General features: G+C 73.2%; 16 protein-coding genes. 6 read left to right on the forward strand and 10 right to left on the reverse strand.

What is annotated here, in order from left to right; genetic code table 11:
- Position 1: 1 nt before the first annotated feature.
- From J3P30_RS13165 to J3P30_RS13175, 3 genes are read left to right on the forward strand one after another with little or no spacing between them, the layout of a single operon-like run.
- Positions 2-493, forward strand: a complete 492-nt coding sequence (locus J3P30_RS13165) for an 8-oxo-dGTP diphosphatase (protein WP_210481460.1) — start codon at positions 2-4, stop codon at positions 491-493.
- Positions 490-1,848 carry a CoA transferase gene (locus tag J3P30_RS15640; RefSeq protein WP_210481461.1) on the forward strand — a complete coding sequence of 453 codons (1,359 nt, stop codon included), beginning with the start codon at positions 490-492 and terminating at the stop codon, positions 1,846-1,848. Before J3P30_RS13165 ends, J3P30_RS15640 begins: the two co-directional genes overlap by 4 nt.
- A gap of 23 nt (positions 1,849-1,871) precedes the next feature.
- Complete coding sequence (locus J3P30_RS13175; RefSeq protein WP_210481462.1) at positions 1,872-2,855, forward strand: DUF418 domain-containing protein; 984 nt, start codon at positions 1,872-1,874, stop codon at positions 2,853-2,855.
- An 82-nt stretch (positions 2,856-2,937) separates the two neighbouring features.
- On the opposite strand, the gene J3P30_RS13180 is transcribed toward J3P30_RS13175, so the two are convergent.
- Together J3P30_RS13180 and J3P30_RS13185 are read right to left on the reverse strand one after the other, a co-directional pair.
- A complete protein-coding gene (locus J3P30_RS13180) occupies positions 2,938-3,162 on the reverse strand; it encodes a hypothetical protein (protein WP_210481463.1) in 225 nt (74 codons plus the stop codon).
- A gap of 142 nt (positions 3,163-3,304) precedes the next feature.
- Positions 3,305-4,435, reverse strand: a complete 1,131-nt coding sequence (locus J3P30_RS13185) for an L-dopachrome tautomerase-related protein (RefSeq protein WP_210481464.1) — start codon at positions 4,433-4,435, stop codon at positions 3,305-3,307.
- A 159-nt stretch (positions 4,436-4,594) separates the two neighbouring features.
- Between J3P30_RS13185 and J3P30_RS13190 the strand changes: the two genes are divergently transcribed.
- A complete protein-coding gene (locus tag J3P30_RS13190) occupies positions 4,595-7,060 on the forward strand; it encodes a hypothetical protein (RefSeq protein WP_210481465.1) in 2,466 nt (821 codons plus the stop codon).
- Between the two features lie 3 nt (positions 7,061-7,063).
- Here the strand turns inward: J3P30_RS13190 and J3P30_RS13195 are convergent, their stop codons facing one another.
- The 6 genes from J3P30_RS13195 to J3P30_RS13220 form a co-directional block, all read right to left on the reverse strand.
- The gene (locus J3P30_RS13195) at positions 7,064-7,285 is read right to left on the reverse strand and encodes a CDGSH iron-sulfur domain-containing protein (protein ID WP_210481466.1); all 222 of its coding nucleotides are present in this window, start codon (positions 7,283-7,285) and stop codon (positions 7,064-7,066) included.
- A 10-nt stretch (positions 7,286-7,295) separates the two neighbouring features.
- The gene (locus J3P30_RS13200; protein ID WP_307807507.1) at positions 7,296-8,273 is read right to left on the reverse strand and encodes a glycosyltransferase; all 978 of its coding nucleotides are present in this window, start codon (positions 8,271-8,273) and stop codon (positions 7,296-7,298) included.
- Between the two features lie 35 nt (positions 8,274-8,308).
- Entirely contained in the window at positions 8,309-9,346 is a 1,038-nt protein-coding gene (locus tag J3P30_RS13205; protein ID WP_210481468.1) for an iron-containing redox enzyme family protein, read from the reverse strand.
- A gap of 114 nt (positions 9,347-9,460) precedes the next feature.
- Positions 9,461-10,606 carry a Vms1/Ankzf1 family peptidyl-tRNA hydrolase gene (locus tag J3P30_RS13210; protein WP_210481469.1) on the reverse strand — a complete coding sequence of 382 codons (1,146 nt, stop codon included), beginning with the start codon at positions 10,604-10,606 and terminating at the stop codon, positions 9,461-9,463.
- Positions 10,607-10,660: 54 nt separating this feature from the next.
- On the reverse strand, positions 10,661-10,903 hold the full coding sequence (locus tag J3P30_RS13215) for a hypothetical protein (protein ID WP_210481470.1): 243 nt from the start codon (positions 10,901-10,903) through the stop codon (positions 10,661-10,663).
- A 117-nt stretch (positions 10,904-11,020) separates the two neighbouring features.
- Positions 11,021-11,194, reverse strand: a complete 174-nt coding sequence (locus tag J3P30_RS13220) for a CsbD family protein (RefSeq protein WP_210481471.1) — start codon at positions 11,192-11,194, stop codon at positions 11,021-11,023.
- A gap of 187 nt (positions 11,195-11,381) precedes the next feature.
- On the opposite strand from J3P30_RS13220, the gene J3P30_RS13225 reads away from it, so the two are divergent.
- A complete protein-coding gene (locus tag J3P30_RS13225) occupies positions 11,382-12,170 on the forward strand; it encodes an MBL fold metallo-hydrolase (RefSeq protein WP_210481472.1) in 789 nt (262 codons plus the stop codon).
- Between the two features lie 14 nt (positions 12,171-12,184).
- Here J3P30_RS13225 and J3P30_RS13230 read toward each other — a convergent pair whose 3' ends face one another.
- Entirely contained in the window at positions 12,185-12,454 is a 270-nt protein-coding gene (locus J3P30_RS13230; RefSeq protein ID WP_210481473.1) for a hypothetical protein, read from the reverse strand.
- 156 nt (positions 12,455-12,610) lie between these two features.
- Between J3P30_RS13230 and J3P30_RS13235 the strand changes: the two genes are divergently transcribed.
- A complete protein-coding gene (locus J3P30_RS13235) occupies positions 12,611-14,539 on the forward strand; it encodes a PKD domain-containing protein (protein ID WP_210481474.1) in 1,929 nt (642 codons plus the stop codon).
- 2 nt (positions 14,540-14,541) lie between these two features.
- On the opposite strand, the gene J3P30_RS13240 is transcribed toward J3P30_RS13235, so the two are convergent.
- Entirely contained in the window at positions 14,542-18,090 is a 3,549-nt protein-coding gene (locus J3P30_RS13240) for a bifunctional RecB family nuclease/DEAD/DEAH box helicase (protein WP_210481475.1), read from the reverse strand.
- Positions 18,091-18,108: the final 18 nt, after the last annotated feature.

Raw genomic sequence — 18,108 nt, forward strand, 5'->3', positions numbered from 1 at the left:
GGTGTTCGAGGTCGCCGTGACCTACCTCCTCCGCAGCACCGCCGCGGGGGAGGAGGTCCTCCTCGGCCGCAAGCTCACGGGCATCGGCGCGGGACGGGTCGTCGGCCCCGGCGGCAAGCTCGAGCCGGACGAGACCCCGGCGGAAGCCGCCGTCCGCGAGGTGGGCGAGGAGGTCGGGATCACGGTCACGACCGCGGCGCTCCAGCCGGTCGCGCGGCTCGAGTACGAGTTCCCGCACCGGCCCCAGTGGAGCCAGGCGTCGACGGCGTTCCTCGCCCGGGACTGGTCGGGAGAGCCGCTCCCGAGCCGCGAGCTCGCGCCCGAGTGGTTCCCGGTCGGCGAGCTGCCCCTCGACCGCATGTGGGACGACGCCCGGCTCTGGCTGCCGCGGGCCCTCAGCGGGTCCTTCGTCCGGGCCGCCTGCGTCTACGCCGAGGACAACAGCAGCGTCGCCTCCTGGGCCGAGGAGGAATCCGGCGGGAGCGGGCCGTGACCCACCGGTTCCTGCCGGAGTTCTGGCGGGACCTCGGGGAGGACGGCGACGCCGTCGACCTCGTGCGAACGGACGGGAGCGACGTGCTGCCTCTGCTCCCGTCGCCGCTGCCCGTGGGCATCCTCGCCCACGATGCGGTCGCGGCGGCCGCCCTCGAGGCCGCGCAGCTGACGGGGACCCCCGGGCCCCTGGCGCTCGACGCCCGTCGCGTCGCGTCGGCGTACACCGGCGAGAGGCACTTCCGCATCGACGGCGCGGCTCCGAACTGGTGGGCGGAGCTCTCCGGCTTCTGGCCGACCGGCGACGGCTGGCTGCGCACGCACGCCAACTACCCGCACCACCGCCGGCGGCTGCTCTCGGCACTCGGGCTGCGGGACGACTCCGGACGCGAGGCGCTCCTCGCCGCGCTGGCGGAACTGCCGGCGCTCGAGGCGGAGGAGCGCATCGTCGGCGCCGAGGGCGTCGCGGCCGCCGTGCGGACCCCGGCGGAGTGGGCGCACTCGGAGCAGGGGCAGGCGGTGGCGGGCGCCCCGGCTCTGCAGCTCGGGCGCCTGAGGGAGGGCCGGGAGCGGCCCCTTCCCGCACCGCGACCGCAGGCGCCGCTCGACGGGGTCCGCGTGCTCGACCTCACCCGGGTCATCGCGGGACCCGTCGCCACGGGGACCCTCGCGCTGCTCGGCGCCGACGTCCTCCGGATCGACCCTCCCGATCTGCCGGAGCCCGAGCCGCAGTGGCTCCTCACCGGGATGGGGAAGCGTTCCGCCCTCCTCGACGTGCGGCGGGAGCAGGACGAGCTGGACCGGCTGATCCAGGACGCGGATGTCGTCGTGACCGGCTACCGACCGGGATCCCTCGACCGGCTCGGCCTCGCTCCCGAGTCGCTGGCCGAGCGACGGCCGGGCGTCGTCGTCGCGCGGCTCACCGCGTGGGGGAACACGGGGCCCTGGGCGGGCCGGCGGGGCTTCGACAGCATCGTCCAGGCCGCGACGGGCATCGCCGCCGAGACGGGCACGCCGGGAGCCCTGCCCGCGCAAGCGCTCGACCACTCGGCCGGGTACCTCCTCGCCGCGGCGGTCCTCGCCCTGCTGCGGCGCAGGACCGAGCGCGGCGGGTCGTGGGTCGCCGAGACCTCGCTCGCCGGCCTCGCTGCCGCACTCCTCGCCGCGCCGCGACCGCATCCCGCCGTCGCGGTCCCGCTGGTGCCGGAGGTCCTCGAACGGGACACGCCCAGCGGCCGCCTCAGCTATCCGGCTCCCGCTCTCCCGTCGCCTCCCGCCGCCGACGACTGGGCCGAGGTCGGCGCGCTCTGGGGGGCGGCACAGCCGGCGTGGCGCGGCCTCATCGGGCCTTCCTAGGGAGCGCTCCTAGGCTGGAGCGCATGCGACCGGCGGGAACGAGGATCGTCGGCGTCGACGTCGCCCGGGGGATCGCGGTCCTCGGCATGTTCGTCGCGCACGTGCTGCCGGACGGCGGGACGGAGAACGTCGCCGACGGCCGCTCCTCCGTGCTCTTCGCAACGCTCGCGGGCGTATCCCTCGGGCTCATCACGGGCGGCGCCGATCCGGCGCCTCGCGCCGAGCGAGGCCGGCTCCTGGGGTCCGTCGCCCTCCGGGGGCTCGCGCTCATCGCTCTCGGGCTGCTCCTCTGGACCCTCGACAGCGGCATCGCGATCATCCTCGACTACTACGGCAGCTTCTTCCTCGTCCTGCTCCCGGTGCTGTTCGCGCCGCGCGCCGTCCTCGTGCCGATCGCGCTCGCCTGCCTCACGGTCGGCACGGCGGTGCTGGGCGCCGCTCCCGACGACCCCCGCGAACTGATCGGCTCGGACTGGCTCCTCTGGCTGCCGACCGAGTGGTGGGTGACCGGGTACTACCCGGGCCTGCTCTGGCTCGGCTATCTCCTCGTCGGTCTCGTGCTCGCGCGCTCCGACCTGAGCCGCCGCGCCACGCAGATCGCCATGGCCGTGGGCGGCGCGACCGCGAGCATCGCCGGGTACGGGGGAGCGGCCCTCCTCGGGCGCGACGCCTCCGCACACTCGAACACCCTGTGGGAGGGTCTCGGCGCGGGCGGACTCGCCGTCGCGCTGATCGGGGTCCTCCTGCTGGCAGCGAGGGGCTGGGTCGCGACCGGCCTGTGGCCGCTCGCGGCCGTCGGCTCCATGCCGCTGACGATCTACACGGCGCAGATCATCGTCCTCGCCCTGTTCCGGGGAGCGCATCCGTCGGGCGCGGACGCCGCCGACGAGTGGGTCCTGCTACTGGGCCTCGTCGCGGGCGGACTCCTGGCGGCGTCGCTGTGGAGGGCGGTCGCCGGCAAGGGCCCCCTGGAGCGCGTCATGGCGCGCGTCTCGAATCTCGCGTAGCCGCGCCGAACGCGCAGGACGCGCCCCTGTCAGGGCGCATCCCGCGCGCCCGAACACGGGCGTCTGCGTCGCGCCTGCGCCGCTAGGACTCGGAGCGGGCGCCGCCCGGGTTGGGGATCGCCTCGAACTCGGCCCAGGCGCGCTCGTACGCGGGCTGGTTGCGCGTCGTCTCGAAGAAGCCGTCGAAGATGGCCTTGTTCCCGTGCTCGGGCAGGTCACCCTGCTCGAGGGTGCGCCTCGCGAACTCGCCGATCTCGTCGTCCCGGCCGGTCTGGTCGCCGAGCCACTGCGCGAAGCTCTGCCGCATCAGTCCTCGCCCTCGGCCTGCGACGGCTTGCCGTTGCTCTCCAGCACCTCGTGCTCCTGGCCCTGGTCCGGGTCGTCGCCCTCGGCCTGGGACGGCTTGTTGCCCTGCATGGTTGCTCCTTCACGGGTCGGGGTGCCCCTGCTCAGCGCAGGAGCACCGGTCCCGCGCCGATGGCGACGCGGAAGAGTGCGTACGGATACGTCCGGCAGTCCGTCCCGCCCTGGTAGCGGGCCTGACGATGCAGCTGGTTCGCGGTGACGTAGAGATGACGGTCGGCCGCGACGGACAGGGTGTCCGGCCAGAGCAGCCGCTCGTCGTGGACGAGCGTCTGCAGCTCGCCGGAGGGGAGCCGCCGGAGGATGGCGTTGTGCTCGTAGTCCGTGGCGTAGAGGACGCCGGACTCGTCGGTCTCGAGCCCGTCGCTCGCGCCGCCCTTGTCGCCCTCGTCGGCGACGGTGGCGGCCACGTCCTCGTCGCTCACCCGGCGGTCGACGAGCGCCTCCGTGCTGACCGAGTACCACCGGCGCGACGCGAGCGGGCAGTACCAGAGCCGCTCCCCGTCGGCCGAGATCGCGATGCCGTCCGACCCCATGGCGACGGGCGCGGTGCTCCCGTCCTCGCTGCGCTGCAGGAAGACCCGGCCCTCGACGACCGGCTGGAACTCGTGCGTCGGCAGGGCCTTCGTCGACGGGTGGTCGTGGAGGCGGCGCCAGGCGTCCCCCGTGGCCAGATCGACGACGATGATCCCGTTCGGCCCCTGGTCCGACGAGTCGGTGATGTAGGCGACGCCGGCCTCGTCACGGCGCAGGTCGAACCGGACGTCGTTGAGGTAGGTCGTCGGCAGCGCCACGTGCGGATCGAAGAGGATGACCTGGACCACCTCGTCGGTCGCGAGGTCGACGCACACGAGCTTCGGTCCGCCGTGCTCGGTGGGTGCGAAGAGCGGGCTCCCCGTGTCGAGCACCCACAGACGGTCGACGGCATCGACGACGATGCTCTGCACGGAGACGAAGGCGTCCGGATCCGCGTTCGAGGACGGGGTGTTCCACGCGACCGACGGGAACGGAGTCGGGACGCCTTCGACGAGCTCGACGACGGTCGCCGCGACGTCGTCGCCCCACTTCGGGTAGTTGACGAAGATGCGGCCCGTCGACGAGACGCTGACCCCCGTCGGCATCGGGCCGTCGTCGAACGTGTGCACGACCTCGAGCTCGCCCAGCGGACGATCCGTCGAGTCCAGGCCGTGGTCCGGTCCCGGTCCCCAGAAGCTCATCGACGCCACCTCCCTGCCTCCCTTTCACGGTAGGCCGCGGCCCCGGCGGTGTCACGGGGTTGTGGAGCAGGCCCGGTTTCGGCGATCGCCCGAGGACGGGTCGGACCCCGGTCCCGCTCGCCTTTGACCCGCCTTCCCCCTGTGCGTACGTTCTCACCCATGCCGCATCCGGTCCCCACGGTGGTCCCTCTCGGCGGCGAGTGGGAGGTCCGCGAGGCTCTCGGGGACACCTGGGAGTGGTACGTGCGCCCACGCATCGAGGCCGGCAACAACGCTGCGGACGCCGCCGACGCGGTGGGCCGGGCGCCCGGGTGGCTTCCGGCCACCGTGCCCGGATCGGTCGTGACGGACCTCGCGGCAGCCATGGAGATCCCCGACCCCCGCGTGAGCCGGAACAGCCGTGCCGCCGAGTGGACCGGGGGCCGCTCCTGGGTGTACCGCCGCCTCGTCGAGGTGCCCGAGTCCGAGCCGGGCTCGTCCGTCGTGCTCGAGCTCGACGGAGTGGATCCCTCCGCGCGCGTGTTCTGGGACGGGACGATGATCGCCGAGGTCGCCGGCCTGTTCCGTGCGGCGCGGCTGCCCGTCCCCGCGGAGCCCGGGCCGCACACCCTCGCCGTCGTGCTCGCGCCGGTGCCGGCCAGCGAGCCGCAGGTGGGCCGGACGGAACGGGTGCGCATCCATGCGCCCCGGATGAACTACGGCTGGGACTTCTGCCCGCCCTTTCCGCATCAGGGCATCTGGAAGGGCGTGCGGCTCCGGATCGCGAGAGAGCCGCTCGGTGCGGTGAGCGTCCGCACCGAGCTCGTGGGCGACAGCGGTCGCGTGGTCGTCGCAGCGGACCGGGAGGTGACGACCGAGGTGCTGCTCGACGGGTCGCCGGTCGCCGGCGGGGGAGCGGTGGTCGACGTTCCCGCCGCGGAGCGCTGGTGGCCGGCCGGACTCGGTCCGCAGCGCCTGTACGAGGTCCGGGTGCGAAGCAGGGACGACGAGCGCACCTTCGCGGTCGGCTTCCGCACTGTCGAATTCGTCCGCAACCCGGGCTCACCCGAGTCCGCACTCCCGTATTCCGCCGTCGTCAACGGCGTGCGGGTCCCGCTCGTCGGCTGGAACTGGGTCCCCGCCGACGCCCAGTACGAGCAGGGTGGGGGCGCCCGACTGGCCCATCTCCTGGCACTGGCGGCGGAGTCGGGCGCTCGGCTCCTCCGCGTCTGGGGCGGCGGCTTGATCGAGACCGAGGAGTTCTACCGCCGGTGCGACGAGGCCGGGCTGCTGGTCTGGCAGGAGTTCTCCCAGTCCAGCTCCGGCGCACAGAGCGCCCCCGCGGCCGACGACCAGTTCGTCGCCTACCTGCGCGCGGAGGCGCAGGCGATCGTGCCGACGCTCACGCACCATCCGGCGCTGATCATGTGGGGCGGAGGCAACGAGCTCGACCAGGACGGAGTCCCGCTCGACGAGGCGCGGTCCCCGGCCCTCGCCGCCCTCGCCGACACCGTCCGGCGCTGCGATCCCGGCCGCCACTGGGTGCCGACGTCGCCGTCCGGGCCGGCCTTCCACAACCGCCTCGACGTGATCGAGACCGCACCCGAGGACCAGCACGACGTGCACGGACCGTGGGAGCACCAGGGCCTCGCCGCCCACTACCGGCTCTACAACGCCGGTCGCTCCCTCGCCCACACCGAGTTCGGGGTCGAGGGCATGACCAATCGTCGGGCCCTCGACGGGCTCATCCCGGCGGAGGATCAGGAGCCCGCCGACCGCCGCAACCCCGTCTACCGGCATCTCGGCGACTGGTGGAACAACGCGGAGCTCGTCGAGCGCTCGTTCGGCGGACGCCTCCGGGGCGTCGAGCAGCTGCGCCGGGCCAGCCAGTGGCTGCAGGCGACGGGCCTCGCCTATGCGGTCGAGGCGGACCGGCGGCGCGCTCCGCGGTGCTCGATGGTGCTGCCGTGGCAGCTCGACGAGTCGTTCCCGAACGCGTGGTGCACGTCGGCGGTCGACTTCTCCGGTGAGCCGAAGCCGGCGTTCTGGGCGGTCGCCCGTGCCTTCGCCGCGGACCGGGTGACGGTGCGCACGGAGGCCGCGGCGTGGGCGGGCGGAAGCCCCGCGGCTGAGGCCTGGGTGTGGTCCGAGCGCGGACGTCCGGAAGGACGCGTCGCCCTGAGGGCTCGGACGCTCGACGGCGGCATCGTCGCCGAGGAGAGCTGGACGGTGGAGCGCGTGCGGGATCCGGTGCCCGTCGGCTCCCTCGCCCTCCCGCCACGCGACGGGCTCTTCCTCTGGGAGGCGGAGTGGGAGGGGAGCGGCGGCGAGGTGCTCGACCGCGAGCTCGTCCTCGCGACCGGCGGCGCCGACCTCTCCGCGCTCCTCGACCTGCCCCGCGCGGAGGTGGAGGTGTCGGCGGACGAGGAGGGGGTCACCCTTCAGCACCACGCGGGTCCGGCGGTGGTCGGGCTGGTGCTGGCCGACGCGCGCGAGCCGGGCGTCCCCGGGTTCGTCGTCGCCGAGGGGGACCCGCGTCCGCTCCTGCCGGGGGAGCGCCGCCGGATGCGGGTCAGGGCGCGCGATGGGGGGCCCTGGCGGATGCGGGTCGAGGGCTGGAACCTCGAACCCGTGACGGTGGGGTGAGAGTCAGGTCGTGCGGAAGCCGGAGGCCCGGTGGGTTCCGTCGCAGAAGGGCTTGATCGTCGACAGGCCGCACCGGCACAGCGCGACCGTCCTGCGCGTGCGCGGGATCGGCTGTCCGTCCGGGGTCACGATGTCGACGTCGCCACGGACGAGGAAGGGACCGTCCGGGCAGGCCACGACCTGAGGCACGTCCTCGCGCCGATGCGAGCCGCCTCCTCCGTCCACGTCAGCCACGTTACGCGGCGCCGGGAGGACGGGCGAATCGTCGCCGCAGCTCGGCGGCAGGGGTGCCGGCCCGGCGCAGCCGGCGGCCGGCGTACGGCATGCCGCCGGTGACCCGGCGCAGCAGCGCGATCCAGATGCAGAGCGCGCGCTCAGCGGCCCACGCCGGCGCCCACAGGGCGGACGTCGGCGGGTAGACGCGGGCGCCGCCGTGGCGTCGCCTCCCGACCTCGGCCAGCAGCACCACCGCGCCGACCCCGGCGAGGAGCAGGCGCGGACGCCGCAGCCCCGCGATCGCGGCGGGCAGCAGGGCGAGCTCAAGGGCGAGCCGCGGCGGCTGCGCGAAGTCGTCGTAGGCCTGCCGCACCCGCTGCCCGAGGAAGTGCCGGGCCGTGGGCGGGATCCGGCGCACGTACAGGTCGGGCGCGCGCACCTCGCGTCCTCCCGCGGCGCGCACCGTGCGGATCAGCTCCAGGTTCTCGAAGAGCACGTCGCCGTCGTAGCCGCGCGTGCGCTCGAGGATCGAGCGCCGCACGGCGAGCGTGCCGGGATAGTCGGCGCCGAGCGCGCGGTTGAGCAGCGACCTGCCGGTGTCCCAGCGGGCGTGCCACGGCAGCGGCCGGAACACGTTCTGCGGCCGGACGAGGTCCGCGTGCCGCAGCATGCCGACCAGGCGACGCAGCTCCTCCTCGCCGTAGCGGACGTCGTCGTCGGCGAGGACCAGCGCCTCGTGCCGGGCGAGGCGGACGCCGGTCAGCACCCCCGCCACTTTGCCGTTCGCGACGGGGCTCGGGTCGGGCGGGACGTGCCGGACCAGCCCCGCCCAGCGCGACGCGTGCGCCGCGAACACCGGGGGAGGAGACCCGTCGACGACCGTCACGTCGACGAGGGCGGTGATCTCCCGCAGGTAGTCCGTCAGCTCGTCCAGGCCGCTGTCCTCGCTCCAGCGCAGCGGCAGCACGTATTCCGCGTCCAGGCGCCGATCTGCCACAGGATCCGCGCCGAGGCGACCGCCGGGAAGTCCCGTCACGCGGCGACGGCGAGGGGCGCACGGAGCGACGTCCTGCCGGCCGTCCATGCCTCGCGCATGTGGTCGGCGGCCCAGCCGTCGACCGTGAGGGAGGCCGCGGCGCCGAACAGGACGTCGTCGAGGAGGTCCGGCTCGGTCTCCACGAATCCGCCGGCCAGGTCCCGCGCCGCGATCTGCTCGTGGACGGCGTCCGCCTCCACGTGCTCGTCGAAGTACCAGGTGACGTCCTCGTCGTACCCGAGGCGCCGGAAGCCGTTCCCGTACATCCGGTTGGGGAGGGCGGACGTCATCTCGAAGGCGGCCAGGTGGCCGACGATCGCGCCGCGGAGGCGGCGGTGCAGGCCGAACATCGACATCTGATTGAGCGCGGCGAGGGTGATCGCGGGGACGTTGTCGACGTAGCGGCCGTAGGTGTCGTCGAGGCCGGCGCCGCGCATGGCGAGCGCGAAGATCGCGGAGTGCATCCGCTGGGGCCGGCCGCCCCCGTACTCGTCCGACTGGATCTCGACGAGCGCCGCCTTCGCCCGGCCCCGCAGGCGCGGAATGGCCCAGCTGTGCGGGTCCGCCTCCTTGAGGGTGTAGATGGAGCGCTGCACGAGGAACTCGTGGAGCTGCTCGTCCGTGGCCTGCTTCGCGACGAAGCGGGACAGGCTCGGACCCGACGTCGGGGCCGTCAGATCGAACAGTGTCCGCGCGACGGCGTCGGCCGTCGGCTCGGGACGCGGCGGCACGGGGACGACCGCGCGCAGCTCCGCCTCGAACGCCGCCTCGATCTCCGCGCGCGTCGCGAGCAGTGCCGGATCCCACTCCAGGTCCGGCACACCGTCGATGCCGCCGTAGGCGAACTCGTAGAGGCAGAACAGCGTGAGTTGGAGGTCCTCGTCCCGCACGATCTCGGGACTCTCCGCGACGACGTTCCGGACCGCTTCGGCGAACTCGATGCGCGCCGCGTTCGCCGCCGGTGTGCCGGGCGCGAGCTCGAGCACGGAGAACAGACGGGCACTCGCCTCGCCTCTGGCTTCGGGGATCCTCATGGCGCACCTCTCCCGCCGCTGCTGTGCCGGCGTTCCGGTGCCCCAGTTTCCCGCCGCGGGCGCACCCGGGTCACCCCCTACCGTGCAGGCAGGGAGTTGTGGCAGGGTTCCCGATCAGCCGCCGATCGCGGCCGCCGAGCTCCAGCGCAGAAGACCCGCCACGCCCGACGAGTCGGGCAGCAGCGGACCCGGCACCAGACGGACCGATGCATCGGTGAGGACGGCCGCGCGGATCAGCGCCTCCGCGGCCGGCACCGTCCCGAGGATGCCCGCGGGCGTCGCCTCCTCGGGAGCCGCAGCCACCCAGGGCTCCGCATCGAGCGCGAGCAGGGTGCGTTCGGCCAGGGCCGCCGGGTCGAGGAAGAGCACCTCGACCTGCGCCTGGCGGACCGCGTGCACGAGCGACCCGACGCCGTGCTCCGCCGCTCCGCCGTCCCTGCCGAGCTCCTGCCGGAGCCGGTCGAGCTCGGCGTCCCGGTCCTCCCGCGCCACGCGGTCGAGCTGCTCGTCCACGAAGGTCTGCAGCGTCTCCTCGGAGGCCCCCTCGGGGCGCGTGTTCGCGTTGAGCTCCGCGACGAGCTCGCGGGTCGCGGAGGCGAGGCGGTCGATGAGGAGCTGCCTCGCCCGGACGTCGCCGGAGAGGATCACGAGGCGCGGTCGGTGCTCCTGCACGAGCCTGTCGACGACGGCCGCGAGCTCCGTCTCGTTCTGCTTCCAGATCTCCTCGGTGTGGTGCTGGAACCGCAGGTGCGCCCACCCGCCGCCCTGGAACTTCTTGATCGCGTCGGTGCGCCCCTGCGTCTGCTCGGTCACCTCGGGCGCGACCTGGCTCGAGCGGTAGAGGCTGACGTCTCCGCCGTCCCGCGAGGCCTCCACGACGAGGTAGACGATCTCGTCTGGCCGGGCGGTGAGCAGCGGCAGCAGCTGCGGGATCGGCCCCGCCTCGGCGAGCTCGGGTCCGTTCGGGGCCCCCGGGGTCACGAGGTTGCAGACGATCCGCCCGTCGCGCAGGAGGACGTAGCGCGAGATCGGGCCGGGCACCCCGTCGGTCCCCTCGATGGCGTCCTCGATCAGCGAGAGCTGCTCGGCGGACACGCCGACGGCACGCAGCCGGTCGAGCACCGAGCGGCGCCGGGCGAGGGCGACTCCGCGAGGATCCGAGGTGTCCATGGAGGCGTCGGTGTAGACCGTGATCCAGGAGCCGCCCTTGCGCAGCTCGTCCACGATGTCGGCGAGCGCGGCGTTCGGATGCTGTGCCATGTTCTTCCTCCTCCGCCGACCGCTCGGCCGGCTGGTCGATGGGTCGGGGGCCGCTCAGGCCCGGTCTTCGGCTTCCGTGACGGTGCCCTCCGCGAGCTCGTCCGATGCCGGCCGCAGGTTCCCGGTGATGCCCGAGGCGGCCTCCACCTCCGCACTGTCGGTGTCGTCCGGGTAGCTCACCACCTGGCGCCACTCCTCGACGTGGGAGGGTCCGTGCCCCTGGACGATCGGCTGGGCCTCGTGCTTCAGCTCGTCGTCCAGCTTCGGGTTCGCGCGATTCGTCCCCTGCTCCGACATGTCGTTCCCCTTTCCTCTCGCTCCACGCTATGACCGTCCCCCGAGCCCGGCTCTCAGCGGGGCATCAGGAACGTGAGAAGGGGCCACCGTCTCCGGTGGCCCCTCCTGGACGCGGCGCTACTTCTTGAAGATGTCCTTCACGTCCTCGCCGGCCTGCTTGAGGTTCGCCGCGGTCTGGTCGCCCTGACCCTCGGCCTCGAGCCTCTCGTCGCCGCTGGCGCGGCCCATGCCTTCCTTGGCCTTGCCGGCCATCTCCTCGCCTGCGTTCCTGATCTTGTCGTCGAGCCCCATAGCTGTACCTCGCTTCCGCTCATCGGACATGTGCTGGCGCCAGATTCCTCGCGTTCGCTGAAAGTCACCTGAGCGCTTCTGAGTGACGCCCCCGGCCCGAGGGCAGGTTCGCGCGAGCGGAGTGCAAGCCCCTGACGCGGAAGGGCTGCGGGCCTAGCGTGAGGGGACAGGCACGTGAGGAGTCGCCATGCCGATCCTGCAGCGCACCAGGTCGATCGAGGACAGGGGGCCGACCCTGCTGCGTTCGGTGGCTCCCGGCGTCCACCGCCTGTCGCACGCCCACACGAACAGCTACCTCATCGAGGACGGCGACGCGCTCACGATCGTGGACGCGCTGTTCCCCACGACGTGGCGGGTCCTGCAGCGCGCCCTCGACGCGATCGGCTTCCGGCCCGCGCAGGTCCGCGCACTCGTGCTCACTCACGCGCACTTCGATCACCTCGGGGTGGCGCGGCGGATGCAGACGGAGTGGGACCTGCCCATCTGGGCGCATCCCTACGAGGGGTTCATCGCACGGCATCCCTATCGGTACGCCCACGAGAACCCGCGGTCCTTCTACCCGATCCGGCATCCCAAGGCGATCCCGATCCTCTCCGCCATGACGGCCGCGGGCGCCTGGAACGTCCGCGGCGTCGAAGGCCTGAGCTGGTTCTCCGCGGGTGACACCCTCGAGGTCCCCGGACGGCCGGTGGTCGTGTTCTCACCCGGGCACACCTTCGGGCACTCCGCGCTGCACCTGCCCGACCGGAACGCCCTGATCACGGGCGACGCCCTGGTCACCCTGGATCCCTACACGGGCGAGACCGGACCCCGGATCGTGGCCGGGGCGGCAACGGCCGACAGCCGCGAGGCCATGGGGTCGCTCGAGGTCCTCGCCGCGACGGGGGCGCGCCTCGTCCTCCCCGGACACGGCGTCCCGTGGCGCGAGGGCATCGGAGCGGCCGTCACGGCCGCGCGCGCCGCCGGTCCCGCCTGACGCGGCGGCGGCGTTCAGGCCTCGCGGCTGTCGGCCGCGTCCGTCTGCGACGCGCCGAGCGCCTCGTCCGAGTCCTCGCCGTCCTCATCGGGCGCGAGCTCCTCGGTGGCGCCGGGCTCGGTGCCGAGCGACGCGGTGTCCACATTCACGCCCACCGGGCGATCCGGGTGGCTCGGCTGGGCCGCCTCGAGGTCGTCGGTGGTCGACGCGACCGCGGCGACGGACGCGACGGTCGGCGGCTCGGGGACCTCGGTGTCGCGGGGGCGCTCGCTGCTGTCCGTCATCGGGGCTCCTCTTCTCGGCGTCCCTCGACTCAACAGGCGCCGCGCATCGGCGGCAAGGGGGTTGCGACGGGTACGAAGTCCTCGCGGTGGTGTCGCCCACAGGTCTAGCCTGTGCTGCAGCATCCGAGGCGGATGCGGGCTGCGAAGGAGCGGCGCATGCGAGTTCTGCGCGGAACACTGATCGTCGGGCTGGTGGCGGCGCTCGCCGCGGCGGGCTTCGCGGGGTCCGGCTCGTCGCCCCGGGCCGCAGCGGTCGACGGTCAGGTCAGGTTCACGGCGTCCGGGGACTTCACCGCGAACAGCAACGCGCGTGCCGTGTTCGCCAGCATCGGTGAGCTGAAGCCGGATCTGCACCTCGCCCTCGGAGACCTCTCCTATGGCGTCGCCGGTCAGGAGCAGGCCTGGTGCGACGCGGTCATCGCGGGCGTCGGCGCCGGCTTCCCCTTCGAGCTGCTGTCCGGCAATCATGAGAGCGACGGCCGGAACGGCAACATCAACGACTTCGCCGCGTGCCTGCCGAACCAGCTGCCGGGACTCATCGGCACCTACGGACGCCAGTACTACGTCGACGTCCCCCGGGGCGCGCCCCTCGTGCGCTTCGTCATGATCTCGCCGGGCCTCGCCTATCCCGACGGGATCTGGAGCTACGCCGCCGGCACAGCGCGGTATCACTGGACGGCGGCGGCGATCGACGGCGCGCGCAGCGCGGGCATCCCCTGGGTGATCGTCGGCATCCACAAGCCCTGCTTGTCCACGGGCGAGTACGGCTGCGACCCCGGCACGGACATCATCAACCTCCTACTGGACAAGCGGGTCGACCTCGTCCTGCACGGTCACGAGCACCTCTACCAGCGGACGGCCCAGCTGACGACGGACGCCGACTGCACGGCGCTTCAGGCGGGGGTGTACAACGCGGGCTGTGTCGCGGATGCCGACTCCAGCATGGTCAAGGGGGCGGGCACCGTGTTCGCCACGGTGGGAACCGGTGGGCAGGTGCTTCGTGAGGTCCACGCGACCGATCCCGAGGCGCCCTACATGGTCGCGAACCAGGGGTCGAACCTGAACGGCACGTTCGGCTCGCTGGAGGTGACAGCCACCGGGACCGCGCTCAGCGCACGCTTCGTCCGTGCCGCAGGGGGCACCTTCACCGACTCGTTCAGCATCGGGCCGCCCCCGCCGGGCGGCAACACCCCGCCCCTCGCATCGTTCACGTCCTCCTGCACCGGACTCACGTGCACGGTCGACGGCAGCGGATCCACGGACAGCGACGGGACCATCGCCTCGCACTCCTGGAGCTTCGGCGACGGCGGCACGGCGACCGGGACGACGGGCTCTTGGACCTACGCTGCGGACGGCACGTACACGATCTCGCTCACCGTCACCGACGACGACGGAGCCACGGCCGTCACGACCCGCTCCGTGACGGTCGGTGCGCCCCCGCCTGCCGGCGTTCTCGCGCAGGACGCGTTCGATCGCACCGTCTCGAACGGCTGGGGAACCGCGCCCACCGGCGGCCCCTGGAGCGTCACGGGCACCACCGGCCGCTACGCGGTGGCGGAAGGCGTGGGCACGGCGGCTCTCACGGCCGGCTCGACGATCCAAATGAACCTCTCCGGCGTGAACTCGACCGCGACCGACCTGCGCCTCGACTACAGCGTCGACAAGCTACCGGTGAGCGGCAGCGTCTACCTGTCCGTCGCCGGCCGCCGGGTCGTCTCGGTCGGGGCGTACCAGGCGAAGATGGTCCTCAGCTCGGCAGGACGGCTGACCCTCGCCCTGACGCGGGTGGGCTCGACCGGCACGGAGACCTTCATCCAGCCCGCCGTCGTCGTGCCGGGGACCTATGCGGCGGGTTCCGAGATCTCCGTGCGCATCCGCGTGACCGGCACGGATCCGTCGACGATCCAGGCTCGGGCATGGCCATCAGGGCAGCCGGAGCCGACGGGCTGGCAGAGGAGTGCCGCCGACAGCACCGCGGCGCTGCAGACGGCCGGAGGGGTCGGTCTGGTCGTCTACCTGTCGGGCGGCACCACGAACGCTCCGCTCCAGCTCCGGGTGGACGACCTGCTCGCGACCGCGCCCTGACCTCAGCCCGCGGGCTCGAGGGCGGGCGCCGAACGGGTGAGCCGGAGGAATCCGGCGAGCTCCGACAGCGCCTCCGGCGTCGCCGGGAGGTAGTCGGCGAGGGCGGGGGAGTGCACGAGGTAAGCCGCCCACTTCGCGCGCGACACCGCCACGTTCAGCCGGTTCCGGAGCAGCAGGAAGGCGATGCCGCGGGGCACGTCGTCGGCACTGGAAGCGGTGAGGGAGACGATCGCGACGGGAGCCTCCTGGCCCTGGAACTTGTCCACGGTCCCGACCGGCGTCTCTCGGAAGCCGGCCTCGTCCAGCCGTCGCCGGAGGAGCTCGACCTGCGCGTTGTAGGGCGCCACCACGATGACGTCCGACGGCCGGAGGGGATCGGCCTCCCGCCCCACGGACGGATCCGTCCAGGGAAGGCCCACGGAGGCGCGGACCAGCTCGACCACCCGGTCGGCCTCCTGGGGGGACTCGAGGGAGTTGCCCTCCGCGGCCACCGGGATCGGGTGCAGCCCGGGCTCCACGCCGTCCAGGCGACGGTCCGTCGTCTCCGGCAGGCGGGAGGTGAGGCGACCCTCGTAGGACAGGTCCGACACCGCGGCGCAGAGCGCCGGATGCATGCGCCAGCTCTGGTCCAGGAAGTAGCCGAGGCCGGCCGGGAGCACGTCGTGGCCGTCGGAGAGCCACCCGAGTGCGGAGGCGTCGACCGGCTCCGGGTGCAGGCCCTGGCTCACCTGGGGCAGCTGCTGCGGGTCGCCGAGCAGCAGCAGGTTCCGGGCACTCATGGACACCGAGATGGTGTTGGCGAGCGAGAACTGCCCCGCCTCGTCGATGACGAGGAGATCGAGCATGTTCCGGGGGACCTTCGAGGGGTTGGCGAAGTCCCAGGCGGTGCCGCCGAGGACGAATCCGCTGCTCTTCCCCCCGAGCACGAAGTTCATGACCTGCTTCGTGTCGCCGAGCACTGTCCACTCGGGAGGGCTCTCGTATCCGTGCTTCGGAGCCCTCTTGCCCACCTTCGCGGGCTCCACCCCGAGGTCGACGACTCGGCGGAGGAGGTTCTCGACCACCTCGTGCGACTGGGCGACGACGCCCACCCGCCAGCCCTGCTCGACCAGCCGCGCGACGACCGATGCGCCGACGAAGGTCTTGCCGGAGCCGGGCGGCCCCTGCACGGCGAGGTAGGACCTGTCGAGCGCCCGCAGGGCGGCGACGATCGCCGCGGTCGTGTCGCCCTCCTGGACGGGCGGCAGCTGCCCCCCGGCGCGGAGCCGCGGCGGCCTCCGGCGCAGGAGGTCGAGGGCCGCGACATCGCCGAGCAGCGGCAGCTCGTCCGCCACCTGCTGGCCCCACTCGAGGATCGCCGCGCGCTGCGGTCCGGTGAAGATCGGCCGGGCGGGCGTCAGGGCGACCGGGAGCGCCATCCAGAGGTCGACGCCCTCTCCGGCGGTCTCCTCGAGCACGACCTCGGTGCCGCCCGGGGTCTCGGTGACCGACAGGACCTCCGTGCCGTCGTGCTCGCCGCGCTGGCCTTCAGGGACGTCACGGCAGCACGGCGGGACAGGGCCGTCGTACATGATGTGCGGCTGATCTCCCACGCCAAGCCGGCTGGCCGGCGCGAGCCGGCCGCGGATGCGGAGGATGCGGCTCTCCGAGCGCTTCTTCCCGCGCAGCTCCCACTCCGAGACGACCTCGGCCTCCTCGACGACGAGGACGTCGCGCTGGTCGGCCCACTCCTCGATCGGCGTGATGGCCCGGTTGAAGTGCTCCCACCAGTAGGTCTTGTCCTCGCGCCGGTGGTACTCGATCGCCGCGGCGGCGAGAGCGATCGCCTGCTGGTCGGGCGTGCGGTCGACGGCCGGGATGCCCTCGATCGCGGCCAGGAGCCGGTCGCGGACCCGGTCCTCGTCGCGCGCCAGGCGGGAGTCGCGCGGCTCCTCGAGCTGGACCTGCCGGCGCCGGGGGACCCCCGCCTCGTCCGCACGTTCGAGGAGCCAGTCGCGCAGGCGCAGCGTCGACACGCAGTCGTAGCGGTTGTACTCCTCGATCTCCGCCAGCTGCGCGGCGGCCTCGCTCTCCCGCCCCGCATCCCGCAGGGCCGCGTACTCCACGTACGCGACGATCGAGTCCGCCGCGTTCGTCACGTCGCTCCGGCGGAGCTCCTCGCCCATGTACAGCGGCTCGAGCTTCTTGAGGCTGTACGAGCGCTCCGAAATCCGGATGCTGTGCATGACGATCGGATAGAGGTCGACGAACACGTGCTCGCGGAGCAGCTCGTCGAGCATCGCCTCCCCGACACCGTGCCGGGCGCAGAGCTGCTGCAGGTGGCTGCGCTCGTAGTCCGCGTAGTGGTAGATGTGCATGCCGGGGTGGCGCCGGCGCCGCTCCGTGACGAAGGCGAGGAAGTCCAGGAGCGCCTGCTTCTCCTGCGCGCGGTCGTGCGCCCAGAAGGGGCGGAAGTGCTCGCGCCCGCCGTCGTGGTCGATGACTCCGAAGAGGTACTCCAGGCCCCAGAAGCGCGCGTCGCCGTCGTTCCAGAGGGGGTCGCCCTCGAAGTCGAAGAAGATGTCGCCGGCATCCGGGGCCGGAAGCGCGGCCAGACCCGCGGTGTCGTGGACGCGGTACCGGACCAGGGGAGGACCTTCCGGCCCCTGCTCCGGGGCGGACAGCTGCATCCGCGCCTGGTCGCGCAGCTTCTCGAGGGTCGCCGCTCCCACCCCGTCCACCTCGCCGGTGCTCGCCGCGAGCTGGTCGATCGTGCGGATGCCGTGCTCCGCGAGGTGCATCCGCTGCCCGGACGTGAGACGCGCGACCAGGAGAACGTCGCGGGTCGCCTCGACCTGCTCTGAGCACGCGGCGCACCGGCCGCAGGCGGTGTAGCCGGGAGCGCCCCACGGCAGCGGGCCGTTCGCCGCCAGCCGCGCGCCGATCATGTCGAGGAGCCGGGCGATCCGCTCTCGGTAGACGGGAAGGATGTCCGTCAGCCGGTGCGTCGAGGTGCTGCCATCGCCCAGCAGGAGGTGCACCCGCTCCCCGACCGGGATGTCGAGCGCCTCGAGCTGGAGGGCGTAGGCCGCGAGCTGGAGGAGCGCGGAGATCTTGGCCCGGCGCGCCAGCTTGGTGTCGTAGACCTCGTAGACGGGACCGTCGGGCGTCCCGGTGCGGACGAGGAAGTCGGCGAACCCGACGAACCGGCCGTCGTAGAACGTGCCCTGGAAGACGACATCCGCACCGTCGCGGAGCGCCGTCACCGTGGCGTCCATGGCGGCTCGAAGGGCCGGAGCGTCCGTCGACGGCTCCGGCCGGGCGATCTCCGCCACGCCGCCGGGCATGCCGGGGGTGTGCACCCCGAAGCGGGCCGCGAAGGCGGCGAGGGCCCGCGCCTCGTGCTCGCCGCCGAGCTCCGCGGCACGCTGCTGCATGTAGTCCTCGGGCTCCTCGACGGCGGGGATGCGGCCGAGCTTCGCGTCGAGGAGGCGCATCAGGGCCCACTCGCACTTCACCGCCGCGGTGAGATCGCTGGCGCTGTGGTGCACCACTCCGTCACGGACGAACATCCGGCTCGCCTCCTCTCC

Source organism: Naasia sp. SYSU D00948 (assembly GCF_017916515.1).
GTDB lineage: Bacteria > Actinomycetota > Actinomycetes > Actinomycetales > Microbacteriaceae > Naasia.

Bases quoted from the DNA above. Each gene is read 5' to 3' on its own strand.
- J3P30_RS13210 (WP_210481469.1), bottom strand. From the start codon at position 10,606: ATGGCACAGCATCCGAACGCCGCGCTCGCCGACATCGTGGACGAGCTG.
- J3P30_RS13235 (WP_210481474.1), top strand. From the start codon at position 12,611: ATGCGAGTTCTGCGCGGAACACTGATCGTCGGGCTGGTGGCGGCGCTC.
- J3P30_RS13215 (WP_210481470.1), bottom strand. From the start codon at position 10,903: ATGTCGGAGCAGGGGACGAATCGCGCGAACCCGAAGCTGGACGACGAG.
- J3P30_RS13180 (WP_210481463.1), bottom strand. From the start codon at position 3,162: ATGCGGCAGAGCTTCGCGCAGTGGCTCGGCGACCAGACCGGCCGGGAC.
- J3P30_RS13190 (WP_210481465.1), top strand. From the start codon at position 4,595: ATGCCGCATCCGGTCCCCACGGTGGTCCCTCTCGGCGGCGAGTGGGAG.
- J3P30_RS13175 (WP_210481462.1), top strand. From the start codon at position 1,872: ATGCGACCGGCGGGAACGAGGATCGTCGGCGTCGACGTCGCCCGGGGG.
- J3P30_RS13240 (WP_210481475.1), bottom strand. From the start codon at position 18,090: ATGTTCGTCCGTGACGGAGTGGTGCACCACAGCGCCAGCGATCTCACC.
- J3P30_RS13205 (WP_210481468.1), bottom strand. From the start codon at position 9,346: ATGAGGATCCCCGAAGCCAGAGGCGAGGCGAGTGCCCGTCTGTTCTCC.
- J3P30_RS13220 (WP_210481471.1), bottom strand. From the start codon at position 11,194: ATGGGGCTCGACGACAAGATCAGGAACGCAGGCGAGGAGATGGCCGGC.
- J3P30_RS13230 (WP_210481473.1), bottom strand. From the start codon at position 12,454: ATGACGGACAGCAGCGAGCGCCCCCGCGACACCGAGGTCCCCGAGCCG.
- J3P30_RS13185 (WP_210481464.1), bottom strand. From the start codon at position 4,435: ATGAGCTTCTGGGGACCGGGACCGGACCACGGCCTGGACTCGACGGAT.
- J3P30_RS13225 (WP_210481472.1), top strand. From the start codon at position 11,382: ATGCCGATCCTGCAGCGCACCAGGTCGATCGAGGACAGGGGGCCGACC.